Annotated in this window: 21 protein-coding genes and 2 tRNA genes; 5 read left to right on the forward strand and 18 right to left on the reverse strand. The window is 70.6% G+C overall.

The window, feature by feature from the left end; translation table 11 throughout:
- Positions 1-157: 157 nt before the first annotated feature.
- The 10 genes from ACWIHT_RS21855 to ACWIHT_RS21900 all read right to left on the reverse strand — a co-directional run bounded on the left by ACWIHT_RS21855 (position 158) and on the right by ACWIHT_RS21900 (position 12,050).
- Positions 158-928 (reverse strand): TetR/AcrR family transcriptional regulator, encoded by a 771-nt coding sequence (locus tag ACWIHT_RS21855; RefSeq protein ID WP_456169822.1) that lies wholly within the window; start codon positions 926-928, stop codon positions 158-160.
- An 88-nt stretch (positions 929-1,016) separates the two neighbouring features.
- Positions 1,017-2,486, reverse strand: coding sequence for an MFS transporter (locus ACWIHT_RS21860; RefSeq protein ID WP_456169823.1), 1,470 nt, complete (start codon positions 2,484-2,486; stop codon positions 1,017-1,019).
- A 116-nt stretch (positions 2,487-2,602) separates the two neighbouring features.
- Complete coding sequence (locus ACWIHT_RS21865; RefSeq protein ID WP_456169824.1) at positions 2,603-4,849, reverse strand: ArnT family glycosyltransferase; 2,247 nt, start codon at positions 4,847-4,849, stop codon at positions 2,603-2,605.
- The gene (locus ACWIHT_RS21870) at positions 4,846-6,384 is read right to left on the reverse strand and encodes a glycosyltransferase (RefSeq protein ID WP_456169825.1); all 1,539 of its coding nucleotides are present in this window, start codon (positions 6,382-6,384) and stop codon (positions 4,846-4,848) included. The genes ACWIHT_RS21865 and ACWIHT_RS21870 overlap by 4 nt, the downstream gene beginning before the upstream one ends.
- Before the next feature lie 13 nt (positions 6,385-6,397).
- Complete coding sequence (locus ACWIHT_RS21875) at positions 6,398-8,107, reverse strand: sensor histidine kinase (RefSeq protein WP_456169826.1); 1,710 nt, start codon at positions 8,105-8,107, stop codon at positions 6,398-6,400.
- A complete protein-coding gene (locus tag ACWIHT_RS21880; protein ID WP_026179246.1) occupies positions 8,104-8,844 on the reverse strand; it encodes a response regulator transcription factor in 741 nt (246 codons plus the stop codon). Before ACWIHT_RS21880 ends, ACWIHT_RS21875 begins: the two co-directional genes overlap by 4 nt.
- Positions 8,845-9,047: 203 nt before the next feature.
- Entirely contained in the window at positions 9,048-10,106 is a 1,059-nt protein-coding gene (locus ACWIHT_RS21885; protein ID WP_456169828.1) for an amidohydrolase family protein, read from the reverse strand.
- Positions 10,107-10,130: 24 nt separating this feature from the next.
- Positions 10,131-10,631, reverse strand: a complete 501-nt coding sequence (locus tag ACWIHT_RS21890) for a hypothetical protein (RefSeq protein WP_456169829.1) — start codon at positions 10,629-10,631, stop codon at positions 10,131-10,133.
- 57 nt (positions 10,632-10,688) lie between these two features.
- Complete coding sequence (locus ACWIHT_RS21895) at positions 10,689-11,588, reverse strand: DUF2797 domain-containing protein (protein WP_456169830.1); 900 nt, start codon at positions 11,586-11,588, stop codon at positions 10,689-10,691.
- Positions 11,589-11,624: 36 nt separating this feature from the next.
- On the reverse strand, positions 11,625-12,050 hold the full coding sequence (locus ACWIHT_RS21900; RefSeq protein ID WP_456169831.1) for an HGxxPAAW family protein: 426 nt from the start codon (positions 12,048-12,050) through the stop codon (positions 11,625-11,627).
- An 83-nt stretch (positions 12,051-12,133) separates the two neighbouring features.
- Between ACWIHT_RS21900 and ACWIHT_RS21905 the strand changes: the two genes are divergently transcribed.
- The gene (locus ACWIHT_RS21905) at positions 12,134-12,628 is read left to right on the forward strand and encodes a MarR family winged helix-turn-helix transcriptional regulator (protein ID WP_456169832.1); all 495 of its coding nucleotides are present in this window, start codon (positions 12,134-12,136) and stop codon (positions 12,626-12,628) included.
- Between the two features lie 168 nt (positions 12,629-12,796).
- A complete protein-coding gene (locus ACWIHT_RS21910; RefSeq protein ID WP_456169833.1) occupies positions 12,797-13,267 on the forward strand; it encodes a GtrA family protein in 471 nt (156 codons plus the stop codon).
- Here the strand turns inward: ACWIHT_RS21910 and ACWIHT_RS21915 are convergent.
- Entirely contained in the window at positions 13,251-14,219 is a 969-nt protein-coding gene (locus ACWIHT_RS21915; RefSeq protein WP_456169834.1) for a phosphotransferase family protein, read from the reverse strand. The two genes, ACWIHT_RS21910 and ACWIHT_RS21915, sit on opposite strands and share 17 nt — an antisense overlap.
- Positions 14,220-14,314: 95 nt before the next feature.
- Between ACWIHT_RS21915 and ACWIHT_RS21920 the strand changes: the two genes are divergently transcribed.
- A complete protein-coding gene (locus ACWIHT_RS21920; RefSeq protein ID WP_456169835.1) occupies positions 14,315-14,635 on the forward strand; it encodes a hypothetical protein in 321 nt (106 codons plus the stop codon).
- Positions 14,636-15,039: 404 nt separating this feature from the next.
- On the opposite strand, the gene ACWIHT_RS21925 is transcribed toward ACWIHT_RS21920, so the two are convergent.
- The 3 genes from ACWIHT_RS21925 to ACWIHT_RS21935 form a co-directional block, all read right to left on the reverse strand.
- Positions 15,040-15,261, reverse strand: a complete 222-nt coding sequence (locus ACWIHT_RS21925) for a hypothetical protein (protein ID WP_019073270.1) — start codon at positions 15,259-15,261, stop codon at positions 15,040-15,042.
- A 289-nt stretch (positions 15,262-15,550) separates the two neighbouring features.
- Positions 15,551-15,623, reverse strand: a tRNA-Arg gene (locus tag ACWIHT_RS21930).
- A gap of 195 nt (positions 15,624-15,818) precedes the next feature.
- A tRNA-Ser gene (locus tag ACWIHT_RS21935) sits at positions 15,819-15,909 on the reverse strand.
- A gap of 169 nt (positions 15,910-16,078) precedes the next feature.
- Here ACWIHT_RS21935 and ACWIHT_RS21940 point away from each other — a divergent pair.
- The gene (locus tag ACWIHT_RS21940) at positions 16,079-16,600 is read left to right on the forward strand and encodes an SSI family serine proteinase inhibitor (RefSeq protein ID WP_456169836.1); all 522 of its coding nucleotides are present in this window, start codon (positions 16,079-16,081) and stop codon (positions 16,598-16,600) included.
- Positions 16,601-16,790: 190 nt separating this feature from the next.
- Positions 16,791-21,269: a PAS domain-containing protein gene (locus ACWIHT_RS21945; RefSeq protein ID WP_456169837.1), complete on the forward strand. Its 4,479-nt coding sequence runs from the start codon at positions 16,791-16,793 to the stop codon at positions 21,267-21,269.
- A gap of 54 nt (positions 21,270-21,323) precedes the next feature.
- On the opposite strand, the gene ACWIHT_RS21950 is transcribed toward ACWIHT_RS21945, so the two are convergent.
- The 4 genes from ACWIHT_RS21950 to ACWIHT_RS21965 form a co-directional block, all read right to left on the reverse strand.
- A complete protein-coding gene (locus tag ACWIHT_RS21950; protein WP_456169839.1) occupies positions 21,324-22,979 on the reverse strand; it encodes a long-chain fatty acid--CoA ligase in 1,656 nt (551 codons plus the stop codon).
- A 116-nt stretch (positions 22,980-23,095) separates the two neighbouring features.
- Positions 23,096-23,725, reverse strand: coding sequence for a SigE family RNA polymerase sigma factor (locus ACWIHT_RS21955; protein ID WP_456170056.1), 630 nt, complete (start codon positions 23,723-23,725; stop codon positions 23,096-23,098).
- Between the two features lie 257 nt (positions 23,726-23,982).
- Positions 23,983-25,149: a lipid-transfer protein gene (locus ACWIHT_RS21960; RefSeq protein ID WP_456169840.1), complete on the reverse strand. Its 1,167-nt coding sequence runs from the start codon at positions 25,147-25,149 to the stop codon at positions 23,983-23,985.
- A complete protein-coding gene (locus ACWIHT_RS21965; RefSeq protein WP_456170057.1) occupies positions 25,146-25,544 on the reverse strand; it encodes a MaoC family dehydratase in 399 nt (132 codons plus the stop codon). Before ACWIHT_RS21965 ends, ACWIHT_RS21960 begins: the two co-directional genes overlap by 4 nt.
- Positions 25,545-25,581 lie beyond the last annotated feature (37 nt).

Consider the following 25,581-nt stretch of genomic DNA (forward strand, 5'->3'; position numbering starts at 1 on the left):
GAAGCAGTGCGAGGGGCGCAGACAAGACGGGGCCCGGGCCGCCATGCTGAAGCAGGGCAAGTCCATCATCCGGATCACACCGGAGCGGTGGGGACCGGTGGCGACGGGCGGCTTCCCGGCGCGGCTCGCCGACGACAACTGACGCCCGCGCCCGTGCTCAGCCCCGCTTCACCATCGCCTCGATGCCCGCCACCAGCAGGTCCAGGGCGAAGGTGAAGTCCCGGTCCATCATCTCCGCGACCGTGTCGCCGCCCCGCGCCGCCATGAGTTCCTTGGACTCCTGCACGATCTCGGCGGTCGTCGGGGCCCCGTCGAACGTCGTCATGGCGTGCCGGAAGTAGTCGTCGGGGGTCATGCCGGTGTCGGCGACGCGGGCGAAGAAGTGGCCCTCGATCGTGCCGTAGCCGTAGACGAACTGGAAGACGGCCGAGATCGCCCCCGTCAGGCCGTGGTCCGGCAGGCCCGTGCGCCGGATCACGCGCTGGACGGCCCGGGAGAAGGACAGGCTGTTCGGCCCGATGTTGAGGAACGTCCCGGCGAGCGGCGACAGCCACGGGTGCCGGACCAGCAGGCCCCGGTACGCCGTTGCCAGCATGCGGAGTTGGTCCCGCCAGTCCTCGCTCGCCGCCTCCGGATCGGGCAGCGGCAGCTCGCCGAAGGCGGTGTCCAGGGCGAGTTCGAGGAGATCGTCCTTCGTGTCGACGTACCAGTAGACGGACATCGCCGTCACGTTCAGCTCGGTGGCGAGCCGCCGCATGGAGAACTTGGCGAGTCCCTCGGCGTCCAGTAGTCGTACGGTGGCGAGGGTGATGCGGTCGCGATCAAGACCAGAGGGCTGCCCGCCACCGCGAGCACTTCGAGGTGCCTTCTGTTCCAGCCAGACACTCGTGCGCGCAGAACGCCCCGCCGACGAGCTTGTCTTGGCCATGGCGAACCTCCCTCAAGATCTAAATCCCGGATCACTTAACTTAGGGGCGCGGGGAACTGCGCGACCAGCCACAACGCACCCGCACCCGCTACTGAGCGACCACCACCCCCGAGTCTGCCCGCTCCGCCCGCCACAACAACGCCGCGGCAAGCAACCCCCCGGCCAAAACAGCAACCGCCCCCACCAACTGACTGACCTCCAGCGCGGAAGAGAAGGAATCGGTCACCCTCTGCCTCTCCTCGGCCGAGGTCGCCCCCGCCAATCCCTCCGGCAAGGAACTCGCCGCGAACCGCGAACTCAGCACGGCGCCGAGAACGGCAACCCCCAACCCGTTCCCGAACTCCCCCAACGTGCCGTTGACGCCCGCGCCGACCCCCGCCTTCTCCGGCGGAATCGCACTCATGATCGCGTGAGCCATCGCCGGATTCGTGATCGCCGCCCCCGTCCCGATCAGCAACAGCCCCGCCAGCGTCCCGGCATACCCACCCGGGGCGACCACCGCGATCGACGCCAGCCCCGCCGACATCAGCACCATGCCCAGCCCGATGGCCGTCGGAGCACCCAGCTTCGCCGTCCACTTCGCCGCCAGCCCCGAGAAGTTGAGCGCGACGATCGCCAGGGCGAGCGGCGCCGTCCGGAGTCCGGCCTCCAACGGGCCGTAGCCGAGGACGAATTGGAGGTGCTGGGTGAGCAGGAAGAGGGAGCCGGCCATGCCGAAGGTGATCAGTACGACTCCGGTGACCGCGCCCGTGAAGCGGCGGTCGCGGAAAAAGTCGAGGTCGAGCATGGGGTACGGGACGCGGTTCTCCCAGTACGCGAACGCGGCGAGGACCACGAGCGCCACCACCGCCGTGAGCAGCACCCGGTCCGACGTCCAGCCGTGCACGGGGCCGGAGATGATCGCGTAGACCAGCGCGGCCATGCCGACGGTGGAGAGCAGCGCGCCGAGGAGGTCGGGGCGGTCGCCGCGAGGGTTCTTGGACTCGGGGACCAGGGCCACCGCCGCGACCAACGCCAGTGCGGCGACCGGGAGGTTGATCAGGAAGATCGCGCCCCACCAGAAGTGGTTGAGCATGAAGCCGCCGAGGAGCGGGCCGGTCGCGAAGCCCAGGGCGTTCACGGCGGCCCAGATGCCGATCGCCTTCGGCTGTTCCTCGGGGGCGAAGATCTGCATCACGACGGCGAGGGTGGTGGTGATGAGCAACGCCCCGCCGACCCCCATCCCGGCCCGCGCGACGATCAACTGCCCGGTGGAGTCGGCGAGTCCGGCGATCAGCGAGCCCGCGCCGAAGAGGACGAGACCCGTGATCAGCATCTTCTTGCGGCCGTAGCGGTCTGCCGCGCTGCCCGCCGTCAGCAACAGCCCCGACTGCACGAGCGAGTACGCGTTGATCATCCACTGGATGTCCGCGGTGCTCGCGTCGAGTTCGCGGGTGAGCGAGGGGATCGCGACGTTCAGGACGGTGTTGTCGAGCAGCACGGTGAGCTGCGCGAGACAGATGACTCCGAGGACGATCCAGCGCTTGGGATGACTACGGGGGTCTGGGGAGGTCGGCATGCTGTACACCGTAGAACAGTTCCTATACGGCGTACAACGGAGATTTCCCGGACACGAGGAGAGGCGGTGACCGTGTGGTCACCGCCTCTGCTCAGTGGAGATGGGTCAGCCGGGTGTCAGCTGCTCGTCTTCTGCGTCAGGTCGTAGAAGGTGGCCGAACCGACCGTCACCTTCTTGTAGTTCTTCTCGACCCACGAGGAGATCTGCGAGGAGCTGCCGGTGCTGCTGCCGCCCATTCCGGTGCCGCCCGAGATGAAGTAGTGGATCTTTCCGTCCGCCACGTACTTCTGGAACTGGGCCAACGTCGGTGACGGGTCGGTGCCGTTGAAGCCGCCGATCGCCATCACCGGGTCGCCGGTGGCGAGTTGGTAGCTCGCGGCGTTCTGGGAGCCGATGGACGCGGCCACCCAGGTGTACTTGCTCGCGTCCGTCTGGAGCAGCTTCTTCGCCGCCGAGGTGACCGTCGCGCCGTTGAGCAGGCCGCCGACGCCACCGCCGCCGCCCATGCCACCGCCGTCACCGGTCCCGCCGCCGAAGCCGCCACCCTGGTTCTGGGTGCCGCCACCGGGCGCTGTGCCCGTGCCGCCGCCGGGCATCGTGCCCGTGCCGCCGCCCGGGAAGCCGCCGCCCTGGTTCTGGGTGGTGCCGCCGTTGCCGCCCTGCTGGCCGGGCATCGTGCCCGTGCCGCCGGTACGGTTGCCGCCGCCGAAGCCGCCGCGACCGCCGCCGCCCGGACCGCCGCCGCCCATCATGCTCGCCCCGGCCGGACCGGCCGTCGGGATGGAGCCGGTGTGCGCCGAGTTGACCGTCGACATGGTGTACGCCGCCGGGCCCGCCAGGCCCGCCACGATGCTCAAGCCGACTGCCGCGAGGGCGAGTTGGCGGCCGATCTTCGCGACGAAGATCAGACCGAGCGCGCCCGCCAGGGAGCCGAGGAGGACCAGCCACTTCAGCCAGGGCAGGTAGTCGGAGGTGCGGTTGAGGAGGACGTAGCCCCACACACCGGCCGCGACTACCGCCGCCGCGAGGGTGATCGAGGCCCAGATCTCGCTCCGCCGCTCCCAGAGGGAACCCGCGCCGATGCCGATCACGGCCGCGATGTAGGGGGCGAGGGCGATCGTGTAGTACTGGTGGAAGATGCCCGCCATGTAGCTGAAGACGACCAGGGTCGTGACCAGCGAGCCGCCCCACACGAGCATCGAACTGCGCCTGACCGACGTGCGGTTGAGCTTGCGCGTGGCCACCAGGCCCGCGATCAGGAGGATCAGCGCGGTGGGCAGCAGCCAGGAGATCTGGCTGCCGATCTCGGAGTTGAACATCCGGTCCCAGCCCGTGGCACCCCACTGGCCCGTACCGCCGCCGCCACCGCCGCCTCCGACACTGCCGGTCTCGTCGCCGCTGAGGCGGCCGAACCCGTTGTAGCCGAAGGTCAGTTCAAGGAAGCTGTTGTTCTGCGAGCCGCCGATGTAGGGGCGGGACGAGGCGGGCCACAGCTCGACGAGCGCGACCCACCAACCGGCCGCGACGACCAACGCGCCCGTGGCCAGGCCCAGTTGGGCGAACCTCTTCTTCACGCTCACCGGCGCGCAGACCGCGTAGACGATGGCCAGCGGCGGCAGGATCAGGAAGGCCTGGAGGGTCTTCGACAGGAACGCGAAGCCGATCGCGACTCCGGCCCACACCAGCCACTTCGTACGGCCGTCCTCCAGGGCCCGGACGACGAGGTAGCAGGCCACCGACATCAGCAACGCCAGTGCCGCGTCGGGGTTGTTGAAGCGGAACATCAGCGCGGCGACCGGGGTGAGCGCCAGCACGGCGCCCGCGATCAGACCGGCCTCGGGGCTGTGGCGGCGGCGGACCGCCGCGTAGACGACCGCGACCGTGCCGACGCCCATGAGGACCTCGGGGACCAGGATCGCCCACGAGTTGAGGCCGAAGATCCGGACCGAGATCTCCATCGGCCACAGGAACGCCGAGGGCTTGTCGACGGTGATCGCGTTGCCCGCGTCCAGCGAGCCGAACAGCATCGCCTTCCAGCTCTTGCTGCCGGCCTGAACAGCCGCCGAGTAGAAGGAGTTCGAGTACCCGGACGCGCTCAGGTTGTAGAGGTAGAGCAGGCCGGTCGCCAGGAGCATGCCCCAGAAGGCGGGGCGTGCCCAGCGCGGGTCCTCGGGACGGCCGCGCCACAGGCGGCGCCCGAGCGGCTGCTTGGGCTCACCGGCCTGGGGGGCCAGGGTGTCCGAGGATGCCGCCGGTTCCTGCACGGCCGTGTCTCTGCCGGTGTCCGGGTCACCGGTCGGCGCCCCCCAGGACGAGGGGCCGCCTCCTCCCGGATAGGTCGTCTGATCGGTTTCGGTGGTCATCGGGGATCCCTCGGATCGGTGTCGTGGGGACGCACCGGCTGCAACCGCATCGTCGCGTCCCTCCAGGTGCCGTCCGCGGCTTCACCGGCGCGGAACTGGGTGGTGGTGTCGTACGTCGTCGTGGTGGTGGTGGTGTCGTACGGCATGCCCTGCTGAGGCTGGGGCTGCCGGTGGGGCAGCGGACCGTACGCACCGTGGTGCTGCTGAGCGTGCTGGGGTGCCGTCGTCGCCGCCGTCGAATAGGTGGGCGACGAAGGGGATTTGAGGGCCGCGAGCGTCGACTCGTCGGTGCTGTCGCCGCGGTCCGGGAAGACCCAGGCACGGAAGAGCAGGAAGCGCAGGACGGTCGCCGCGAGGTTGGCGGCCACCAGGACCGCGAGTTCGGTGGAGTGCGCCGGGTCGCTGCTGGCCGCGTTCAGCGCCGCGAGGGAACCGCTGGTCAGTGCGAGGCCGATGGCGAAGACGACCAGGCCCTGTGCCTGGTGACGGACGGCTCCGCCCTTGCCGCGGACCCCGAAGGTGAGGCGGCGGTTGGCGGCCGTGTTGGCGACCGCCGAGACCAGCAGCGCGAGCGCGTTGGCGATCTGCGAGCCGGAGAACTGCCGGAAGGCGCTGTAGAGCACCAGGTAGAAGAGGGTGGAGAGACCGCCGACCACGCAGAATCCGACGAGCTGGCGGGCCAGGCCCTTGGGCACGTCCTTGATGTCACGGTCCCGGGGGTCGTCGCCGAAGGGGCGCGTGACACGGTCGAGCGGCAGCGAACCGGAGGCCAGGGCCTTGCCCACGCGCCACACTCCCTTCAGGTCCTCGGTCGCCGTCTTGACGATGTGGACGGTCGAGTTCGGGTCGTCGACCCAGTCGACCGGCACCTCGTGGATGCGCAGTCCGGCCCGTTCGGCCAGCACCAGCATCTCGGTGTCGAAGAACCAGCCGGTGTCCTCGACGAGCGGCAGCAGGGCCTGGGCCACATCACGCCGGATCGCCTTGAATCCGCACTGGGCGTCCGAGAAGCGGGCCTGGAGCGAGCCGCGCAGGATCAGGTTGTAGGTCCGGCTGATGAACTCGCGCTTGGCGCCACGCACGACACGCGACGAGCGGGCCAGCCGGGAACCGATCGCCAGGTCGGAGTGACCCGAGATCAGCGGCGCCACCAGGGGGAGCAGCGCGTTGAGGTCGGTGGAGAGATCGACGTCCATATAGGCGAGGATCGGGGCGTCCGAGGCGGACCAGACGGTGCGCAGTGCTCGACCGCGCCCCTTCTGCTCCAGCCGGAACGATTTCACCTCGGGGATCTCCGACTCCAGCCGCGCCGCCACCTGAGGAGTGGTGTCGATCGACGCGTTGTCCGCGATGGTGATGCGGAACGCGTACGGGAACGTGCGCTTGAGGTGCTCGTGCAGTCTGAGCACACATGGCTGGAGGTCCTTCTCCTCGTTGTAGACGGGGATCACTACGTCCAGGACAGGCGTACCGGCGTCTCCGGCCGGGAGGTGCTCCCGCGCCGGCAGGGTGCCGGGAGAAGAGTCGGTTCGCATGAACCGACTCTCCTCAAGCGCCCTGTTGCACCCATGTGGTGGCACTGTGCTGTGCCTGTGAGTGCGATTGCCAATTCGTTTCGGGGGCGGGCGTGGGCACAGCCGGTGCAAGCGCGGGCAGATGCACGGTGAACACAGTGCGTCCGGGAACGCTGTCCACGGTGACGGCACCGCCGTGCGCGGTCGCGACCGCCTGCACGATGGCGAGGCCCAGACCGGTCGACCCGGTGGAGCGGGAACGCGCCGAGTCGCCGCGCGCGAACCGTTCGAATACGTGCGGCAGCAAATCCGGCGGGATGCCCTGGCCGTTGTCCTCGACGTCCACACACATCCACGGTCCGCGCCGCTGCACGCGTGCGGTGATCGTCGTACCCGGTGGGGTGTGCTTGCGGGCGTTGCCGAGCAGGTTGACGAGGACCTGCTGGATGCGGGCCGCGTCCGCCGACACGAGGGCCGGTTCGTCGGGCAGGTCGAGCCGCCAGTTGTGGCCCATGCCGGCCGCGCGCGAGTCGCTGATGGTGTCCACGACGAGCGGGATCAGGTCGGTCTGGTCGAACTGGAGCGGTCTGCCCGCGTCGAGCCGGGCGAGCAGCAGCAGATCCTCGACGAGGAGGGTCATGCGCCCGGCCTCGGACTCGATTCTCCCGAGGGCGTGCTTGGTGTCGGGGCCGGTCTGTTCGCGTCCGCGACGGGTGAGTTCGGCGTATCCCCGGATGGAGGCGAGGGGCGTCCGAAGCTCATGACTGGCGTCCGCGACGAACTGCCGTACCCGCATCTCGCTCTGCTGTCTCGCGTGCAGGGCGCCGTGCACATGGTCGAGCATCCGGTTGAGCGCGGCCCCGACCTGGCCGACCTCGGTATGCGGGTCGGTCTCGGACTCGGGGACCCGTTCGTTCAGGGTCACCTCGCCCGTGTGGAGGGGCAGTTCGGAGACCCGGGTGGCGGTCGCGGCGACTCGGCGGAGGGGGCGGGTGGCGATGCCGACCAGGATGTAACCGGCGATGCCCGCGGCCACGAGGCCGGCGGCGGTGACGCTGAGTTCGACGAGGATGAGGGTGTTGACGGTGTTGTCGACATCCGTGGTCGGCAGTGCGATGTAGTAGCCCTCGGTGGTGTTGCCGGGGGTCGAGGCGTACTTGACGAGATAGTCCCCGAGGCCCGGGATGGTCACGGTGTGCGTCTTGTTGTCCTTCGCCACGGAGGCAAGGGCCTGCTTCTGCGCGGTGTTGAGACCTACGGTGGCCATCCCGTTGCCCGCGCCACTGCTGTCGGTCTTCTGCTTGTTGTAGGACGCGGTGGTGATCACGCCCTTCTTCGCATAGGCGGCGACGGTCTTCTCCTGCGTCGGACCGATGAGGCCGGTGAGGAGTCTGTTGACCTTTTCGGCCGACGTGACGGCCTTGCCGGGATCGGAATCCGAGGAAGAGGCGGACGAGTTGGACGAGTTGGACGAGTTGGAGGATCCCTTGCCCAGGCCCGCCGGACCGGCCGGTCCGCCGTCCGGGTTCCCCTGAGGACGGCCCACCGCCCGGATGGCCGTGTCCGTCACCTTGCCTTCGAGCTGCTGGTACAGGTGCGACTTCAACGCGACGGTCGTCACCGTACCGATCACCGCGCACACCACCGCGATCAGCGTCACGGACGCGACGACGAGCCGGGTCCGCAGGGTGCGCGGCTTACCCGCTCGCTTCTTCTGCGCACGCGGCCGTCGTCGCCCGCTCATGAGGCCGCGGGCTTGATCAGGTAACCGGCACCGCGTCGAGTGTGGATCATCGGCTCACGTCCCGCGTCGATCTTCCGGCGGAGGTACGAGATGTAGAGCTCGACCACATTGGCCTGCCCACCGAAGTCGTACGACCACACACGGTCGAGGATCTGTGCCTTGCTGAGTACACGACGGGGATTACGCATCAGGAAGCGCAACAGCTCAAACTCGGTGGCGGTGAGGTGGATGCCCTCACCGGCCCGCGACACCTCGTGGCTGTCCTCGTCGAGGGTGAGGTCACCCACGACCAGCACGGAGTCGGAGCGGCGGTCCGCCGCACCGGAGCGGCGGATCAGCCCGCGCAGCCGGGCCACGACCTCTTCGAGGCTGAACGGCTTGGTGACGTAGTCGTCGCCGCCGGCGGTGAGCCCCGCGATCCGGTCCTCGACCGCGTCCTTCGCGGTGAGGAACAGCACCGGAACGTCCGGCAGCTCACGGCGCAGCCGACCCAGGACGGTCAGACCGTCCATGTCGGGCAGCATCATGTCGAGGACGACGGCGTCGGGCCGGAACTCACGCGCGGTCTGGATCGCGCCGGTTCCGTCACCCGCGCTGCGGATCTGCCAGCCTTCATAGCGAAGGGCCATGGACAGCAGCTCGGTGATCGACAGCTCGTCGTCCACCACAAGCACTCGGACGGGGCTCCCGTCCGGCCTCAGCAGTTCGGTGCGCCCCTGGGGCGAGGTCGTGGTCATGGTGGACACGTTGTCGTGGTCCTCTTAGAGCACGCTTTCTAGAGTCTGTGATTTTCCTGAGAAACGCACAGGGGCCTCTCAGGGAACACCTTGGAATCTCTTGCCCGGGACTTATCCCGTCCCGCACACGGCTCCGGCGGACCTGTGCGTTCCGCCCGCGCCGCCTCGGTCTCCCCTGTATCCCCCCAACCTCCCTCTCTCCCTCACAGTCCGGTGCCCAGCCCGAACAGCTCCGCCCCGTTGTCGTGGCAGACCGCCCGCAGCCAGTCGTCCCCGAGGCCCAGCCGCTCCAGGGCGTGCAGTTGATGCAGGTACGGATACGGGATGTTCGGGAAGTCGCTGCCGAGTAGAACGCGGTTTCCCAGGGCGGCCAGCCGGGGGAGCGCACGCGGCGGGAAGGGGGCCAGGCGTTCGCTGAAGTCCGTGAACGCCATCGTCGTGTCCAGCCGCACCTCCCCGTACCGCTCGGCGAGGCCGAGGAAGTCCTCGTACTCCGACATCCCCATGTGCGCGACGACCAGCCGCAGCCGCGGGTGTCTTGCCAGCACCCGGCCGATCGGCTCGGGCCCGGTGTGCTTGCCGGGGGCCGGCCCCGACCCGCAGTGGATCACGACCGGTGTCCCGGACTCGGCGAGCAACCCCCAGGCGGGATCGAGGAGTTCGTCGGCCGGGTCGTACGCCCCGACCTGCACATGCGCCTTGAACACCCGCGCGCCTGAGTCCAGCGCCTCCCGGACGTAGTCCTCAACTCCCTCTTCCGGGAAGAGAGTCGAGGTGTGCAGACAGTCGGGGGTGCGGGCGGCGAAGTCGACGGCCCAGCCGTTGAGCCAGCGGGCCATGCCGGGCTTGTGCGGGTAGAGCATGGCGGTGAAAGCGCGTACTCCGAACTCCCTTATCAGCGCGACCCGTTCGTCCTCCTGCTTCCGGTAGGTGATCGGCCACTCCAGCGCTCCACCGGTCGAGGGCCCGAGCGCGTCGAAGTAACCCCAGACCTTGCGCAGCACCCGCTCGGGCATGAAGTGAGTGTGCACGTCGACGAGCCCGGGCAGCCCGAGCCGCCGCCAGAACCGCCGGATCTCGACCGCCTCGGGCACGCCGAGCGCCTCGGCTACCTCGGACCCTCCGACCGCCTCGGTAACGCCGACCGTCTCAGCCACCCCGGCCGTCTCGGCGGCCACTCCGACCCTCTCGGCGGCCACTCCGGCCGTCTCGGCCGCCGCGCCGGCTTCACCGGCTTCACACCCTTCACTGTCCATTTCCATAGGGGACCCCACTCCTGCCCATCGCTATCGAACCGGCCCCTGCTCGTCCACATGGAAGGCGGGCGTCCCCAGAAACACGTCGGCTGTCACCGGCCCGTAGGCGACGTTGAACGTGTCCAGCCAGTACGACCAGTCCTGCATACCGGCCGCGCTGCTGAATCGGTAGTTGAGCTGCCACCGGACCCACTGCCCCGGCGCGAGCCGGACCGCGGGCGGCCGACGCGCCCTGGGCGGCAGCCCGAACAGCGGGTCCACGCGCGGGAACACTCTCAACCGCCCGTCGGTCTCCCGGAGTTGGACCGCGACCTGCTTCCGCTCCACCCGGCTGTCGTGCGGAGTGAAGTCGTCCTTCTCGTGCATCCGTACCGTGTGGACCGTGTGAGCCGTGTGAGCCGTGTGGGCCAGCGACGCCATCCCGTACGGCAGCGGGAATCCGACCGGGGCCGCGTTTCTGCGTGCGGCCGCCTCGCCTCCCCGTGACCGCTTCGTCCAGGACGTGCGGACCCACTGGACGGTGACCTCCATGACGACTCCTCCCCGTTCCCTTCCCCGTTCTTAGAACAACCCTTCCTGTCCCAGTTCTCAGAACAGCCCTTCCTGGACCCCCGGTGCTTCCCTCCTGAACTCCCTCACCGGCACGGTGAATTCAACCGTCTCGCCCCCGGCCGGGATCAGCTCCCACCCCGTCATCAACCGCGTGTCCAGCACGACCACGCCCCGCCCGGTCGCGAGGTGGAGATCCGGTCCCGCCGCCGCGAGCAGCTCCCCGCTCACCACCCCGCCCGCGACCAGCCCGCCCACCTCGCCGACGGCGGCCGGAAGGTCCGTAAGCCCGAACGCGTCGACGTGGTCCACCGGTTGGTACGGCTCGCGGTGGAGCGACTCCGGCCATTCGCGCAGCGCGAGAGCCCGGGCGTGCAACTCGGCGATCTCGGCCGCGCGCTCCGCCGCCGAACCCGGCAGCGCGGAGCGGACCGCGCGCTTCTCGCCGTAGGGAATCCGGTCCGGTACCCGGAGTGCGGCGCGCAGCAACTCCTCCGAACGCCGTGCCGCCATCAGTGGGCCGAGGCCCAGCCAGCTGAAGCAGACGGCGCCCTGCTCAAGCAGTCGCGCGGAGCCACGTTCTTCGGCGGTGATGCCGACCTTGAGCAGGCCGGGGCCGAACCAGGCCAGATATACGTGGTACGGCCGCGGGTCGTCCGCGATCGTGTCCGCGGCCACCGAGTGCGCCCGGTCCAGCCGCGCGCACTCTTCGCACCGCGCTCCCGTGCTCCGCTCCGGCACGGCCGCACGCAGCGGGCAGGTATGCCCCCGTGCTCCCACGCATGTCCGCCCGCCTCCTTCCGCGACCTCGAAGGCCACCCGCTTCCCGCGGGGCAGCGGGCTCCCGCGCCCGCCGTCCCACTTCAACTCGGGACCGCCTACCGTCCATCGGAGTCCCGAGCACTTCCACGTCCGTGGTGCCCGTGATGTCTGTGCCATCGCTCACGAGATTAGACGGCGCCACTGACAACGGCCTCAGCCTGCGGTTTCTCCGAGCGGGACGGGCTGCTGCCGGGTCTCCTCCGTGCGGCCTTCCGTACGTCCTTCCGTACGTCCTTCCGCGCGGCCCTCCGTACTCCCCTCCGCCGGCCGTCCCTGTCCCCGTCCCCGCCCTGCCAGCCGGCACCCGACACACCCGGCGTGCCCGGCCCGCGCCAACGGGTCCCGTACCCGCATCCCCCACTGCGCCCGGTCCCGCCGCCCGGGCGGCTTGCCCCAGCCGTTGAGGTGGAGCGCCCAGGTGACCAGGACCGCGACGACGGCGATCCCCAGCCCGCCGCCGATCAGCGCGGCGGAGACCGTACACACCCCCGCCCCGGCGACAGCCGTCCCGACGGTCGCGATGCCGAATCCGGTCCACCCGGCGACCGTATGTCCCTCGTCATACTGGTGTGCGCTCATGTGCCAGCCCCCTCAGACTCCTGAGATCTCTCACCATCTAAGAAGTTTAGAGTATTAACCTCTCACTAGCTAAGGCAATATCCATGCAAGCCAAGCCCCGCCCCGCCGCCACCCCGGCCCAGGCACTGGACGCGATGGACTCCCTCATCGCCACCGCCCAGCTCGGCCAGCAGGAAATGGCCGAACGGCTGGGCCTGAACGTCACCGATCTGCTCTGCTTCGCCTGCGTCCTGAAGGCGGGCGAGAACCTCCTCACGGCGGGCGACCTCGCCGAGCACGCCCACGTCACGACGGGCGCGGTGACCGGGATCCTCAACCGCCTGGAACGCGCCGGTTTCATCACCCGCGTCCCCGACCCCACCGACCGCCGCCGCGTCCGCGTGGCCTCGGTACCGGCCGCCGTGACCCGGGTCGTCGCCCTCTACGGGCCGTACTACGACCGCCTCAACGCCCAGTTCGCCGACTACTCCCCCGAGGAGATCGCCGTACTGGCCGACTGGTTCGCACGGACGTCGACGCTGGCGCAGGACTACATCGAGGAACTCCGCGCGCGGGACAGAGAGAAGGACGGGGAGTGACGGGGAGTAGAGCACGGGGGGCAAGCCCGACCCCGTTGGTGTAGCGGGCTACACCAACGGTTCGGGAGAGTGCTTCATCGTGCCCGCAGCCGTATGACGGCATCGTTGATCTCAGCCGGTCAAGAGGATCGGCGCAGGTCGAACGGCCGCCGTACGGAGGGAAATCCCATGACAACCACTCCCGGTCCGTTCGCTTCCTTCGTCCGGTTCGTGGTGTGCGGGGGCGGGGTCGGCGTCCTGTCCAGCCTGGCGGTGCCGCTGCTCGCCGGGCTGATGCCCTGGGCGGTGGCGAACGCGCTGATCACGATCGCGTCGACCATCCTCTGCACCGAACTGCACGCCCTGTTCACCTTCGGCACCGGGCGCCGTCCCGGTCTGCGCGAGCACTGGCAGTCGGCGGGTTCCGCGACGGCGGCCTACGCGGCGACGTCCGCCGCGATCCTCGTCCTCCACACCGTCCAGTCCTCCCCCAGCATGCTCACCGAACAGATCGTCTACCTCAGCGCCTCGGCCCTCGCCGGCATCGGCCGCTTCCTGGTCCTGCGCCTGTTCGTCTTCGCCGACCGCACCGCACCGGCGACCGTCGCGATCCCGGTACGGCCGGTGCCGGCGACGCCCGTCTTCAGCGCGGCGGCGTAAGGGGCAGGGGCCCGCGCCCCAACAGCCTTGCGCACCAACGGAAGTGGCCGTCTCCACCGTCCGAGGAGAACAGGTCGTAGGTCGCCAGAGCGTAGGCACGCTGGTAGAGGTCGAGCGTGTGCGGCGAGTGGCGGAGCTCCTCGGCGAACAGGCGGGTGAGCGTGGCGGTGTGCGGTTCCGCGTACGGCCCGTACATGTCCCACACCGCGGCCGTCACCGCGGCCTCGAAGGCCGGGTCGCCCGCGGTCGTGAAGAACCCGAAGTCGAGTACGGCCATGGGCGCGCCGCTGTCGTCGACATGGATGTTGGGCGGTACGAGGTCGCCGTGCACGACGGAGACGAACGGGCCGTCCGGCAGCGCCACCAGGGACTCGACGGTCCGACGCACGACGTCCGCGAGGTCGGAAACCCTGGCGGCAAGCAGGTCACCATGCCTGCGGACGGCCCGCCGGACGAGTGCGGCGAGCGCGTCGGGGAAGCGGGCGTGCCCCTCCCAGAGGGGGCGGTCGTCGCCCTGGACGGTGAGGCGGCGCATGGCATCGGTTCCGGGTACGGCGGCCAGGGCGCGCAGAACCGTCAGCAGGGCGTCGGTCTCCCTCTCGGGCAGCTCCCGTGGCGGCGCCGCGACCGCCGAGTCGGCCCGCAGCGGTGCCCCCGCCAACTCGCGTTCATAGGTGACGAGGACGCCTTCGTGCTCCTCGACGGTGAGGATCTCCGGCGTGGCGAACGGCAGCGACGCCGCGTGCCGGGGCCGGGCGATGTCGTCGTAGACCCGCCGGAGGAGGTCCGGAGCGGCTGGTCGGCGACCGGTCCACACCTTGGCGACCGTCCCGTCGCCCAGGCGGTAGACGGCGCCTTCGACACCGGCGGCGAGGGGGCGGGCGGCTCCGTGACCACGGTCGGCGAAGTAGCGGACCCAGGTGGTGGAGTGCTGTTGACGGTGGGTGGTCATGGCTGAAGTAGACCCGAGCGAAGCCGAGGAGATCCGAGGAGACCGAAGTGGTCCGAGGAGACCGAAGTGGTCGGAGTAGAACCGGGTAGATCCAGGTGGAGACGGTCAGCCTGGGGCTTCCTGCGCCGCTTCACCGCTTCGCCGATGAGTGGACGGGCCTGCCCCTGCGGCCCGAGGACGGCTGCACCACGGCAGAACTGGACGCGGTCGAGGCCGAGTTGGGCTTCGGATCCGCTTCTCCCGCCGCCCGCCCTCCGGGTCGTCGACGACTTCGGCTGCGCCGGTACGGGGCCCCGGGGCGGCTGCTGCACCGGGACGGGGCGTTCGACCACTGCTGGGTCCACGCGCGCGGACGCACGGCCGCCGACCTGGAGACGATCCGCGCGGACCTGCCGGGACCGAGGGTCGTCGGCTGAGCAACTGCCGTTGCTAGATGGAGTGTTCGTACGTGACGCGGCCGCACAGGGCGGCCGGGCTCCGCGCACCGGGCGGCTCTACGACAACCACTTCGTCTCCGTGGTCACTGTCAAGAACCGCGAGGTGACGTACTGACGCGACTACATGGCCCCGGCGCCTAGCCCGCCCGGCCGTAGGCCTCGTCCAGCTCCGAGAACGATGCCGGCCCGTCGTCGAGCGGCAGCGTCTCGTCGTCCCCGAAGTCCGGGGCCTGGAAGGGGTTCGTCGCCGGAGGGGGCGATCCCGCGTTGGCATGGCGGGACGCCCCTTCCGGGGCGGAGAACAGCGAGGTCAGTTCGATGAGAGGTCTCCCGTTCGTTACAGGCCGCCAGGACCTGGTGTGCCGTGACCGGGCACTGCGGTCCTACAGCTTGCTCATCTTGGCGTACGGACTCAGGATGCGCTCCTGAACCGACCCGAAGTCGACGAGCACCGCGATTCCGTCCTCGATGCCGATGACCCGGCCGAGGCCGTACATGTCGTGTGTCACCTGGTCGCCCACGGCGAAATGCTTGGGGGCCGCCGCGGCCGGTGCCTTGAAGGGACTGGTGGGCAGATAGCGCTTCGGTGCAGCTGGCTTTGTCATTGCTTCCAGTATGGGCCTAGACACGCCTCTCGCTGAGGCCGTCCACATCGCTTGTTCATCACAACCTGGTGCACGACCCCCTGGACGACCCCACCGAACGCCCGAAATCATGTGAGCAACGTCACTTTGGGGTGGGGGAGGGCGGGAGAGGATGGTTGTACGGCAGGGGCGGACACCCCAGACCGCGAGCACCGTCGTCGAGGAACACCGTCGAGCGACGCCGTCGAGCAATGCCGTCAACACAAAAGCCAGGACCCCGTGGATCTCTCCACAGGGCCCTGTTCTGCTGTGCACTCGGCAGGATTCGAACCTGCAACCTTCTGATCCGTAGTCAGATGCTCTATCCGTTAAGCTACGAGTGCTTGATTTTCTCTTGTTTTCCTTCGCCGCTCCCGGCCCTTCCGGCCCGCTCGCGGCGACAGGAAGAACATTACATGACTGCCGCCGCCATGTGAAATCCGTTAGCCATACCCCTTGTGAGCTGCGGAAACGGCCCGAAAACGACCTTGTGAACGGCCGAAGCCCCGGTCGCTCGGACCGGGGCTTCGGATGGGGTGCGGAGGCGGAGGGATTTGAACCCTCGATGGGATTTGCGTCCCAAACCGCATTAGCAGTGCGGCGCCATAGACCGGACTAGGCGACGCCTCCAGCAACGACCTCCCGCGCGAGCGCGAGTGGTGCGTGCAGATGATGACACAGACGAACGCGGTGCCACCAATCGCGCCCTACGGTACTAGGCGGGCGGGCCGCAGGGCAAAGCCGTTGATGCCGGCCGCCGTGTCCGCAACGTCCGGGAGCGGTGGGCGTTAGTCAGGTCATGTTGCAGGTCAACCGTCTCCTTGTGAACCGTCTCCTCGTGATCGCCGCCGCGTCCGCCGCCACCGTCGGCGCACTGGCCGCGACGCCCGCCACCGCGTCCCCCACGACCGCCCGCACGCCCGCCACCCCGCCCTCCGCGACCACCCGTACTCTCGCGCCGCCGCCCGTGCGTGACGAGGACCGGTCCGGCGGTGACCATCTCACCGTCACCGTCCGGCACGCGGGTGCCGCCGACGGGACGCACGAGTTGTACTGCCACCCCGGCGGCGGCACCCACCCGGACATCACCGGCGCCTGCGCGGCCGTCGGCCGCAACACCCAGTGGGGGAAGGACCCCTTCGCCCCGGTGCCCCCGGACAGCATGTGCACGATGATCTACGGCGGCCCCGCGACCGCCCATGTCACCGGCACGTGGGCCGGACGCCCCGTCGACACGACGTACGACCGCGGCAACGGCTGCGCGATCTCCCGCTGGAACGGGATGGTCCCGCTGCTGCCCGACCTCGGCGCCGGTCACTAGAAACTCCGGAGAGTGGTGGGCGTCGGCGTTCGGTCACACGTTCTGCGTCACTTCACCGTGCGACCTCCCTCTCATCTCACTCCGCGAGCACAAGGAGTGCCCTTAGACTCCCTCGCGTGACACGTCGCGGGCCGGTTGGCAAGATGGCCTCCGCGGTCGGCAAGGTGCGGTAACAGGGAGGAAGCGTCTCGTGAGCAGCAGGCCATCCCGAGGCGCTGCTCGCCTCGCAGCCATACTCGACGCGCTCCCGGACGCGTTGGTCCTGGTCAACGCCAACGGGACGGTCGTCAACGCGAACACCATCGCGCTGGAGGCCTTCGAGGCGCCCGGCACCGCGCTCGTCGGACGCGGACTGCTGGACCTGCTGCCGGAGTTCGACTCCCGGCTCATCCCAGGTTCCATGCGGCGCCCCGACTCGATGGACCCGCGCGGCCGGACCAAGCCGACCCGGATGATCGCCCGCCGGACCGACGGCTCCGAGTTCCCCGTCGAGGTCACCAGCGCCAACCTCGAAGACGGCCAGCAGGCCTACGACGGCTACGGCTACACCGCCGACGAACTGCTGATGCTCGTCGTCCGCGACCTCTCCGGGACCGTCGACACCGAGGCCGAGCTGGCCCGTTCGCAGCGGCAGACCGAGATGATCCTGCGCGCCGCCGCCGAGGGTGTCGTAGGAACGGACACGGACGGGCGGGTCGTGCTGGTCAATCCGGCGGCCGCGCAGATCCTCGGGTACCGCGCCAGCGATCTGGGCGGCAAGGAGCTGCACACGCTCGTGCTGCACTCGCGGGCGGACGGTTCGCCGTTCCCGTACGGGGAGTCGCCGCTCGCCGACACCCTGCGGTCCGGGCGGAAGCACCGGGTGCGCGGGCAGGTGCTGTTCGCCAAGAACGGGGACCGGGTCTCCGTCGACCTCACCACCGCGCCCGTGCGCGACGGCGACCAGCTCGTCGGCGCCGTGATGACCTTCACCGACCGGCGGCCCTACGACTCGCTCGCCGAGGAGAAGGAAGCAGCCGACAAGCTGCACCGGGACGAGCTGGAGCGGATCGACGAGGAGCACGCCTCCGAGCTGACCTCCCTGCGCCAGAAGCACATCACCGAGACCGAGGAGCTCCAGGAGCAGCACGAGGAGGAGCTCGCGGCGAACGAGGAGCGGTACGCGGCTCTCGGCGAGCGGGAGAAGGACCGCTACGAGGAACTCGCCGCGCGGCACGAGCAGTTGCTCACGCTGCTCGGGCGTTCGCTGCGCGGGCCCCTGGACGAACTGCGCCGGGAACTGGCCGCGTTGGCCGCCGACGACGCCGGGCAGCTGTGGCCCGAGGCCAACCAGGTCCTCCATCATCTGTCGGCCGGTTACTCGCGCATCACGCAGCTCATCGACAACGTGCTCGGCTATCAGCGGCTGGAGACCGGGGCCGAGGAGATCTCGCGGACGAAGGTCATGCTGGACGCCGTGGTCGCCGCCGGTGTCGACGGGGCCGTAGAACTGATCGGTCCGGGGCGGGTGCAGTTCGCCGTGCACGCGCCGCCCATCGAGGCCGAGGTCGACCCCGCGCTGCTCGCCACCGCGCTCGCCCACCTCGTCGCGGACGTCGCCGGCGTCGACGCGACCGGCAACTCGCCCGCTTCGGCGGGCGGTTACATGGACAACACGGTCGTCGTGGCGGCGGCGCAGCGCGGTGAGGTCGTACGGATCGAGGTGCGCGGGCCGTACGCCGGGGGAGACCCGGTGCACGAGCCGATCGTGCGCGGGATCGTGCGGGCGCACGGCGGTGTGTTGCAGACGCACGACGTGCCGGGGATGAGCGGCAGCGCGTATGTGCTGGAGGTTCCGATCGGGGGCGGGGCGGGGGCCGTCGCGGTTCCGGCCGCGACCGGCGGTGCCGAACTCGCCCTGCCCGAGCAGGCCACGGGTGGCAACAGCGGGCGGCGGCGGGCCCGGCGGTCCTCCGTCGACGCGTTCCTGGAGAGCGAGGTGCCGGGCGACGGCTCCGGTGGGTCTGACGGCTCCGACGGCTCCGTTGGTGAGGGCGCGGTGCCGACCGGGCGGCGCAGGAGGCGTGCGGGCGAGGAGTCCGCGGCGGCCGTGGAAGCGGGTGGCGACGGCGCTTCCAGCGGTACCGGGCGACGGCGCGGGCGGGCGGCCGAGGTCGGCGCCGGTAACGGTGACGGTGACGTTGACGGTTCTGAGGGTGACGCGGGCGGTGTGTCCGAGGGTGCCGTGATGACGGCGGCGGAGCACGCGGCCGGAACGGCGGCCTCCGGTACGGGGCTGGGCGCGGTGCCGCCGGGGGGCGTGCCCGTGCCCGCACCTGGCGGCGGTGGCGAGCGGCAGGCGTTGCCGCCCGCGTTGCCCGCGGGGGGTGCGGCCGACGGCTCCAGTGGCTCCGGTGACTCCGTTGGCGAGGACGGGCAGCCGACCGGGCGTCGTAGGCGCGCGCTCGCCGCCGCGGCCGAGCGGGCCGCCGCGCAGGAGGCGGGCGCCCGTACGGTGTTCGCGCTGCCGCCGGCCGAGGCGGACCGGACGCCGGAGACCGGCGCGCAGGCTCCGGGGGTGCAGGTCGCACCTGGAGTTCCGGTCGCTCCCGCGCAGGTTGCCAGTGACGAAGGGCGGCACGACGCCGTTCCGCACGACCAGTCCGACGACCACACTCCGCCGCAGCCGCACCCCGCGAGCGCGCCGACCGGGCGCCGTCGCCGGGCCGTGGCCCAGCCGCAGCAGCCCGCGGAGGGCGTGCCGGTGCAGGCGGCGGGCGCGGTGGTTCCGGCGCAGGGGACGGCGGGTCAGGGACAGCAAGTCGCCGCGCCCGGGCAGCAGTCGGTCCAGCAGGGGCCGGGTGTCGCCGTGGGCGTACCGGCGGCGCAGGTCGGGGTCGCCCCCGTACTGCCCGGGCAGAACACCGGGCAGACCGCTCAGAACACCGGTCAGCTCGCGGCGGCGGGCGACGCGGCCGTGGGACAAGGACCCGTGGGACAAGCACTCGCGGGACAAGGACTCGCGGGACAAGGACTTCCCGGGCAGGTGCAGGGCGTAGGGCAGGTGCCGGGTGTAGTGCAGCCGGTGCCCGGTCAGCCGGGCAGCGCCATGCAACTCGCGCCCGCGCAGAGCCTCCCCGCCCCGGGACAGAACACCGCGGCCCAGCCGCTCCCGCTCCCGGCGGAGGCTGTCCCCGGCCAGGGCATCCCCGCGCAAGCGGCGCTGCCGCAGGGCGGCCCCGGTCAGCCGGTCTCCCCGCACGGTATTCCCGGGCAGGGCGGCCCCGCTCAGGCCCAACCCGGCGCGGCCGTCGCGGCCGTACCGGCGCAGGCGCTTCCCGCCGCTCAGCCGGTGCCGGGCGCGACACCCGCCCCCGGCACCCCTGCACCGGCGAACGGCGCCGGCCCCGCCGTAGCCCCGAACCCGGACCCGAACCTTCAGCCGAATTCGCAGCCGAACCCGAACGCCCCCGCACCGCCCGCTCCCACCGCTCCCGCTCCCGCCGCGCAGGCGCGGGTCGCGCAGCCGTTGCCCGCTGAGGCTGCCGTGCCGGCGCCGACCGGGGCTACGGTCGCGGGCGTTGATCCCAACTCCACTCAGGGGCGGGCGATCAGTGTGCGGACGTTGGGGCAGGGAGTGCCGTTCACGCGGCAGGCGGCTCAGGTGCAGCAGCCGACCGCGACGCCTCCGCCGCATACGCCGGGCGGTGGCGGGCGGCGGCGGAAGCTGGGGACGCGGCCCGATGCCGGTACCGCCGGGTCGGCGCGTCCGCATCCCCAGGGTGAGCAGGCGCAGCCCTCCATGGCCGGGCAGTCGCGGCTCTCGCCGATCACCGAGGGCGCCGGACGGTCGTACGCCATAGGAGCACCGGACGAGAACGCGGCCGAGGGGCCCGAGCCGTTGGACGGTCCCGGTGGGGCCGTCGAGATCGCGGACACGCCGAGGCCGCAGCCGCTCGACGACGAACTGCCTCCCGAGCCGCTCGACAACCCGCGCCGGTTGCTGGTGTGGCCCGCGCCGGACGTGACGACCACGCAGGCGCTGAGCGACCGCGGGTACCGGCCCGTCATCGTGCACTCGCGCGAGGAGGTCGACGCGCAGATCGCCGCGTTCCCTGCGGCGCTGTTCGTGGACCCGCTGACCGGGCCGATCACGCGGACCGCACTTCAGTCGTTGCGGCAGGCGGCCGTCGCTGCCGAGGTGCCGGTGCTCGTGACCGCCGGGCTCGGGCAGGCCACGCGTGAGGCGGCCTACGGCGCCGATCCCGCCGTACTGCTGAAGGCGCTCGCGCCCCGGGACAGTGAGCAGCATCCGCCGCGGGTGCTGTTGATCGAGGAGCACGCGGAGATCGCGCTGGCGCTGACCGCGACGCTGGAGCGGCGCGGGATGCAGGTGGCGCGGGCCGCGAGCGATGCCGACGCGGTGACGTTGGCGGGGCAGTTGCGGCCCAACCTCGTGGTGATGGATCTGTTGCAGGTGCACAAGCGGCGGGCCGGGATCGTCGACTGGCTGCGGGCGAACGGCCAGCTCAACCGCACTCCGCTGGTCGTCTACACCGCCGCCGTCGACGAGGCCGATCTGCCCCGGCTGGCCTCCGGGGAGACCGTCCTCTTCCTCGCCGAACGGTCGACGAGCACGGAGGTCCAGTCGAGGATCGTGGACCTGTTGGCCCGGATCGGCACGAACTAGCCGACCCGGCCAACTGTGCGGTCGGCGGGGCTGGTCGGCCGACCCACCGACCGGTCAGAGTTTGGTGACGTCCAGGTCGCCGTCGGCGTAGCGCCTGCGCAGGACCTTCTTGTCGAACTTGCCGACGCTCGTCTTCGGGACCGACTCGACGATCGTCCAGCGTTCGGGGAGCTGCCACTTGGCGATCTTCCCCGCGTCGGCGAGGAACGCGCGCAGGGACTCGAAGTCGGCGGTGGAGCCCTCCCGCAGGACGACGGTCGCCAGCGGACGCTCCCCCCACTTCTCGTCCGGTACGGCGACCACGGCGGCCTCGGTGACGTCCGGGTGGGACATCAGGGCGTTCTCCAGGTCGACGGAGGAGATCCACTCGCCGCCGGACTTGATGACGTCCTTGGCGCGGTCGGTGAGGGTGAGGAAGCCGTCGGGGGAGATCGTGCCGACGTCGCCGGTCTTGAGCCAGCCGTCCTCGCTGAACTTGTCGGCGGGGCGCAGGGGTTCGGCGTCGGGGCCGTTGTAGTAGGCGCCGGCGACCCAGGGGCCGCGCACCTCCAACTCGCCCGCGGACTCGCCGTCGAAGGGCAGCCGTTCGCCGCCGGGGCCGGTGAGGCGGGCCTCGACGCTGGCCGGGAAACGGCCCTGGGTCAGCCGGTATTCGAACTCCCGCTCCGTGCCGACCGCTTCGGCCGGCGGGCGGGAGACCGTGCCCAGCGGGGAGGTCTCCGTCATGCCCCAGGCGTGGCAGACCCGCATGCCGAGCTTGTCGAAGGCGGCCATGAGGGCGGGCGGGCAGGCCGAGCCGCCGATGGTGACCTGGGTGAGCGAGGAGACGTCACGCGGCTTGGCGGTCAGTTCGGCGAGGAGGCCCTGCCAGATGGTGGGCACGGCCGCCGCGTGCGTGGGGCGCTGGCTCTCGATCATCTCGGCGAGCGGGGCGGGCTGGAGGAAGCGGTCCGGCATCAGCATGTTGACGCCGGTCATGAAGGTGGCGTGCGGCAGACCCCAGGCGTTGACGTGGAATTGGGGCACGACGACCAGTGACGTGTCCTGGTCCGTGAGCCCCATCGACTGGGTCATGTTGACCTGCATGGAGTGCAGGTAGATCGAACGGTGGCTGAACACCACGCCCTTGGGGTCACCCGTAGTACCGGAGGTGTAGCACATCGCGGCGGCCTGGCGTTCGTCCAGCTCGGGCCAGTCGTAGGCGGTCGGCTTGCCGGCGATCAGGTCCTCGTACTCGTGCACGCTCACGTGGGTGCCGTCGAGGAGGGTGCGGTCGCCGGGACCGGACACGACGATGTGCTCGACCGTCGGCAGCTTGGGCAGCAGGGGGGCGAGCAGCGGGATCAGCGAACCGTTGACGATCACCACCCGGTCCGCCGCGTGGTTGACGATCCACGCCAACTGGTCCGCCGGAAGACGGAGGTTGAGGGTGTGCAGCACCGCGCCCATGGCGGGAATCGCGAAGTACGCCTCGACATGGACCGAGTTGTTCCACATGAAGGTCGCCGTGCGTTCGCCGTCCACCACGCCCAGGTCCTCGCGCAGCGCGTGCGCGAGTTGAGCCGCGCGGGCACCGATCTCCGCGAAGGAACGGCGTTCCGGCTCTCCCTCACCGGTCCAGCTGATCACCTGCGATGTTCCGTGGACCGTGGACCCGTGGGTCAGGATCCTGGAGATCAACAGCGGTACGTCCTGCATGGTGCTCAGCACGGCGTCCTCCCGGGGCGGCATTGCCTACGCGGTAGTAAGGGGTCGCGCTGATTCTGCTCACATACCGCACGGTATGTCACTAGGGACGGATGATCGATCACCCGGCCTGCTTGCTCCTACCGTACGAGGACCAGCTCCGGGTCTTCCCGCAGCTTGCCCAGCGCCCGCGACACCGCCGACTTCACCGTGCCCACGGACACCCCGAGGACCTCGGCCGTCTGCACCTCGCTGAGATCCTCGTAATACCTGAGGACTACCATCGCCCGCTGTCGGTCCGGCAGCTTCGCGATCGCCCGCCACATCGCGTCGTGCAACGCCTGCCGCTCGGCCGGGTCCTCCGCGCCACCGCCCGTCTCCGGCTCGGGCAGCTCCTCGCACGCGAACTCGTCGACCTTGCGCTTGCGCCACTGCGAGGTCCGCGTGTTCAGCAGCGCGCGGCGCACATAGCCGTCCAGCGCCCGGTGGTCCTCGATCCGCTCCCAGGCGACGTACGTCTTGGTCAGCGCGGTCTGTAGCAGGTCCTCGGCGTCGGACGCGTTCGCGGTCAGCGACCGCGCGGTCCGCAGCAGCACCGGCTGCCTGGCCCTCATGTACGACGAGAAGGAGGGGTACGTGAGGGTGGTGGCCGCAGCGGCACCAGTGGCGGCGCCGGCGGCGGTCGGCTGGGTCTGCGCAGCCCGTACGGAGGGCCGGGTGACGGTACGGGCAGCCGGGCGTACGGCCGCGGGGCGTACGGCGGGGCGGATGCCGGGCCGTGTCGTGGTCCGAGCGTCGGCCCGCTCGGCGGCCCGTGCGACGGCGTTCGAAGCGCTGGTGCAGACGGCTGTGGTCATGGCTCCACGCTATGAGCGATCCCCACTTCGGCGGATCGGCCGCAGGTCCCGAAGGGGACTCCCCCTCAGGTTGTAGTGGTGGGGCTGGCTCCACCTCCTGAAGGTGGACGAGCGGGTGAGACGTACTGCGGGTTTACCCCTGGGGGTGAGCCGCCGGGGCCGTCCGAGACTCAGGCGTCGGTGGTGAGGATCAGCCCGGAGGTCGGTACCCCGGTCCCCGCCGTCACCAGTACTCGCCCGGCCCCCGGTACCTGGTTCACCGCGGTGCCGCGCACCTGCCTGACCCCTTCCGCGATTCCGTTCATGCCGTGCAGATACGCCTCCCCGAGCTGTCCCCCGTGCGTGTTGATCGGCACCCGTTCCTCCGCCACGAAGTCCGCCGCCTGCCCCTTTCCGCAGAAGCCAAACTCCTCCAGCTGCATCAGTACGAACGGCGTGAAGTGGTCGTAGAGGATCGCCACGTCCATGTCGTCCGGTCCGAGTCCCGCCGTCCGCCACAGTTGTCGGGCGACCACGCTCATCTCCGGGAGGCCGGTCAGGTCGTCGCGGTAGAAGCTGGTCATCTGTTCCTGGGCCCGCCCGGCGCCCTGGGCCGCCGCCGCGACGACCGCCGGCGGGCGCGGCAGGTCGCGGGCCCGCTCCACCGACGTCACGACGATCGCCTGGGCGCCGTCCGTCTCCTGGCAGCAGTCCAGCAGCCGCAGCGGCTCCACTATCCAGCGCGAGGCCGCGTGCTCGGCGAGGGTGATCGGTCTGCCGTGGAAGTACGCCGCCGGGTTCGTCGCCGCGTACTTGCGGTCCACGACCGCCACCTGCCCGAACACCTCCGGCGTGAGACCGTACGTGTGCAGATACCGTTGCGCCGCCATCGCCACCCACGACGCCGGCGTCAGCAGCCCGAACGGCAGCGACCAGCCGAGCGCCGCGCCCTCCGCCGAGGGTTCGCGGTGCGTGACGCCCGAGCCGAATCTGCGTCCCGACCGCTCGTTGAAGGCGCGGTAGCAGACCACCACCTCGGCGACCCCCGCCGCCACGGCCAGCGCCGCCTGCTGGACGGTCGCACAGGCCGCGCCGCCGCCGTAGTGGACCCGGGAGAAGAAGGACAGCTCGCCGATCCCGCAGGCCTGGGCGACCGTGATCTCCGGGTTGGTGTCCATCGTGAACGTCACCATCCCGTCCACGTCCGCCGGCGTCAGCCCCGCGTCGTCCAGCGCGGCCCGCACCGCCTCCACGGCCAGCCGCAGCTCACTGCGCCCCGAGTCCTTGGAGAACTCCGTGGCCCCGATACCGACGATCGCCGCCCGCCCGCCGAGGGTGTCGCGGTTGCGGGCGCTCATCCGGCCTCCCTCGGTACGGTCACCGTCACGGTCACGGTGCCTGTCACATGCCGGCCGATACCGTTCGTCCCGAGCACGCGCACCGTCGCGGTGTCGCCGTCCGTCTCCTCGATCCTCCCGGTCAACACCATGGTGTCGCCTGGGTAGTTGGGGGCGCCGAGGCGTATGGCGACCTTGCGGAGGACGGCTCGCGGGCCGAAGTGGTCCGTGATGTAGCGGCCGACCAGACCGTTGGTCGTCAGGATGTTCATGAAGATGTCGGGGGAGCCCTTCAGCCGCGCCAACTCCGCGTCGTGGTGCACGTCCTGGTAGTCGCGGGAGGCGATCGCCCCGGCGACGACCAGCGTGCGGGTGATCTCGATTTCGAGCGGGGGCAACTCCTCACCCACCTTCATGGCCACACCTCCTGCCTTCATGGCCACGCCTCCCACC

The organism is Streptomyces sp. NPDC002276 (genome assembly GCF_053891435.1).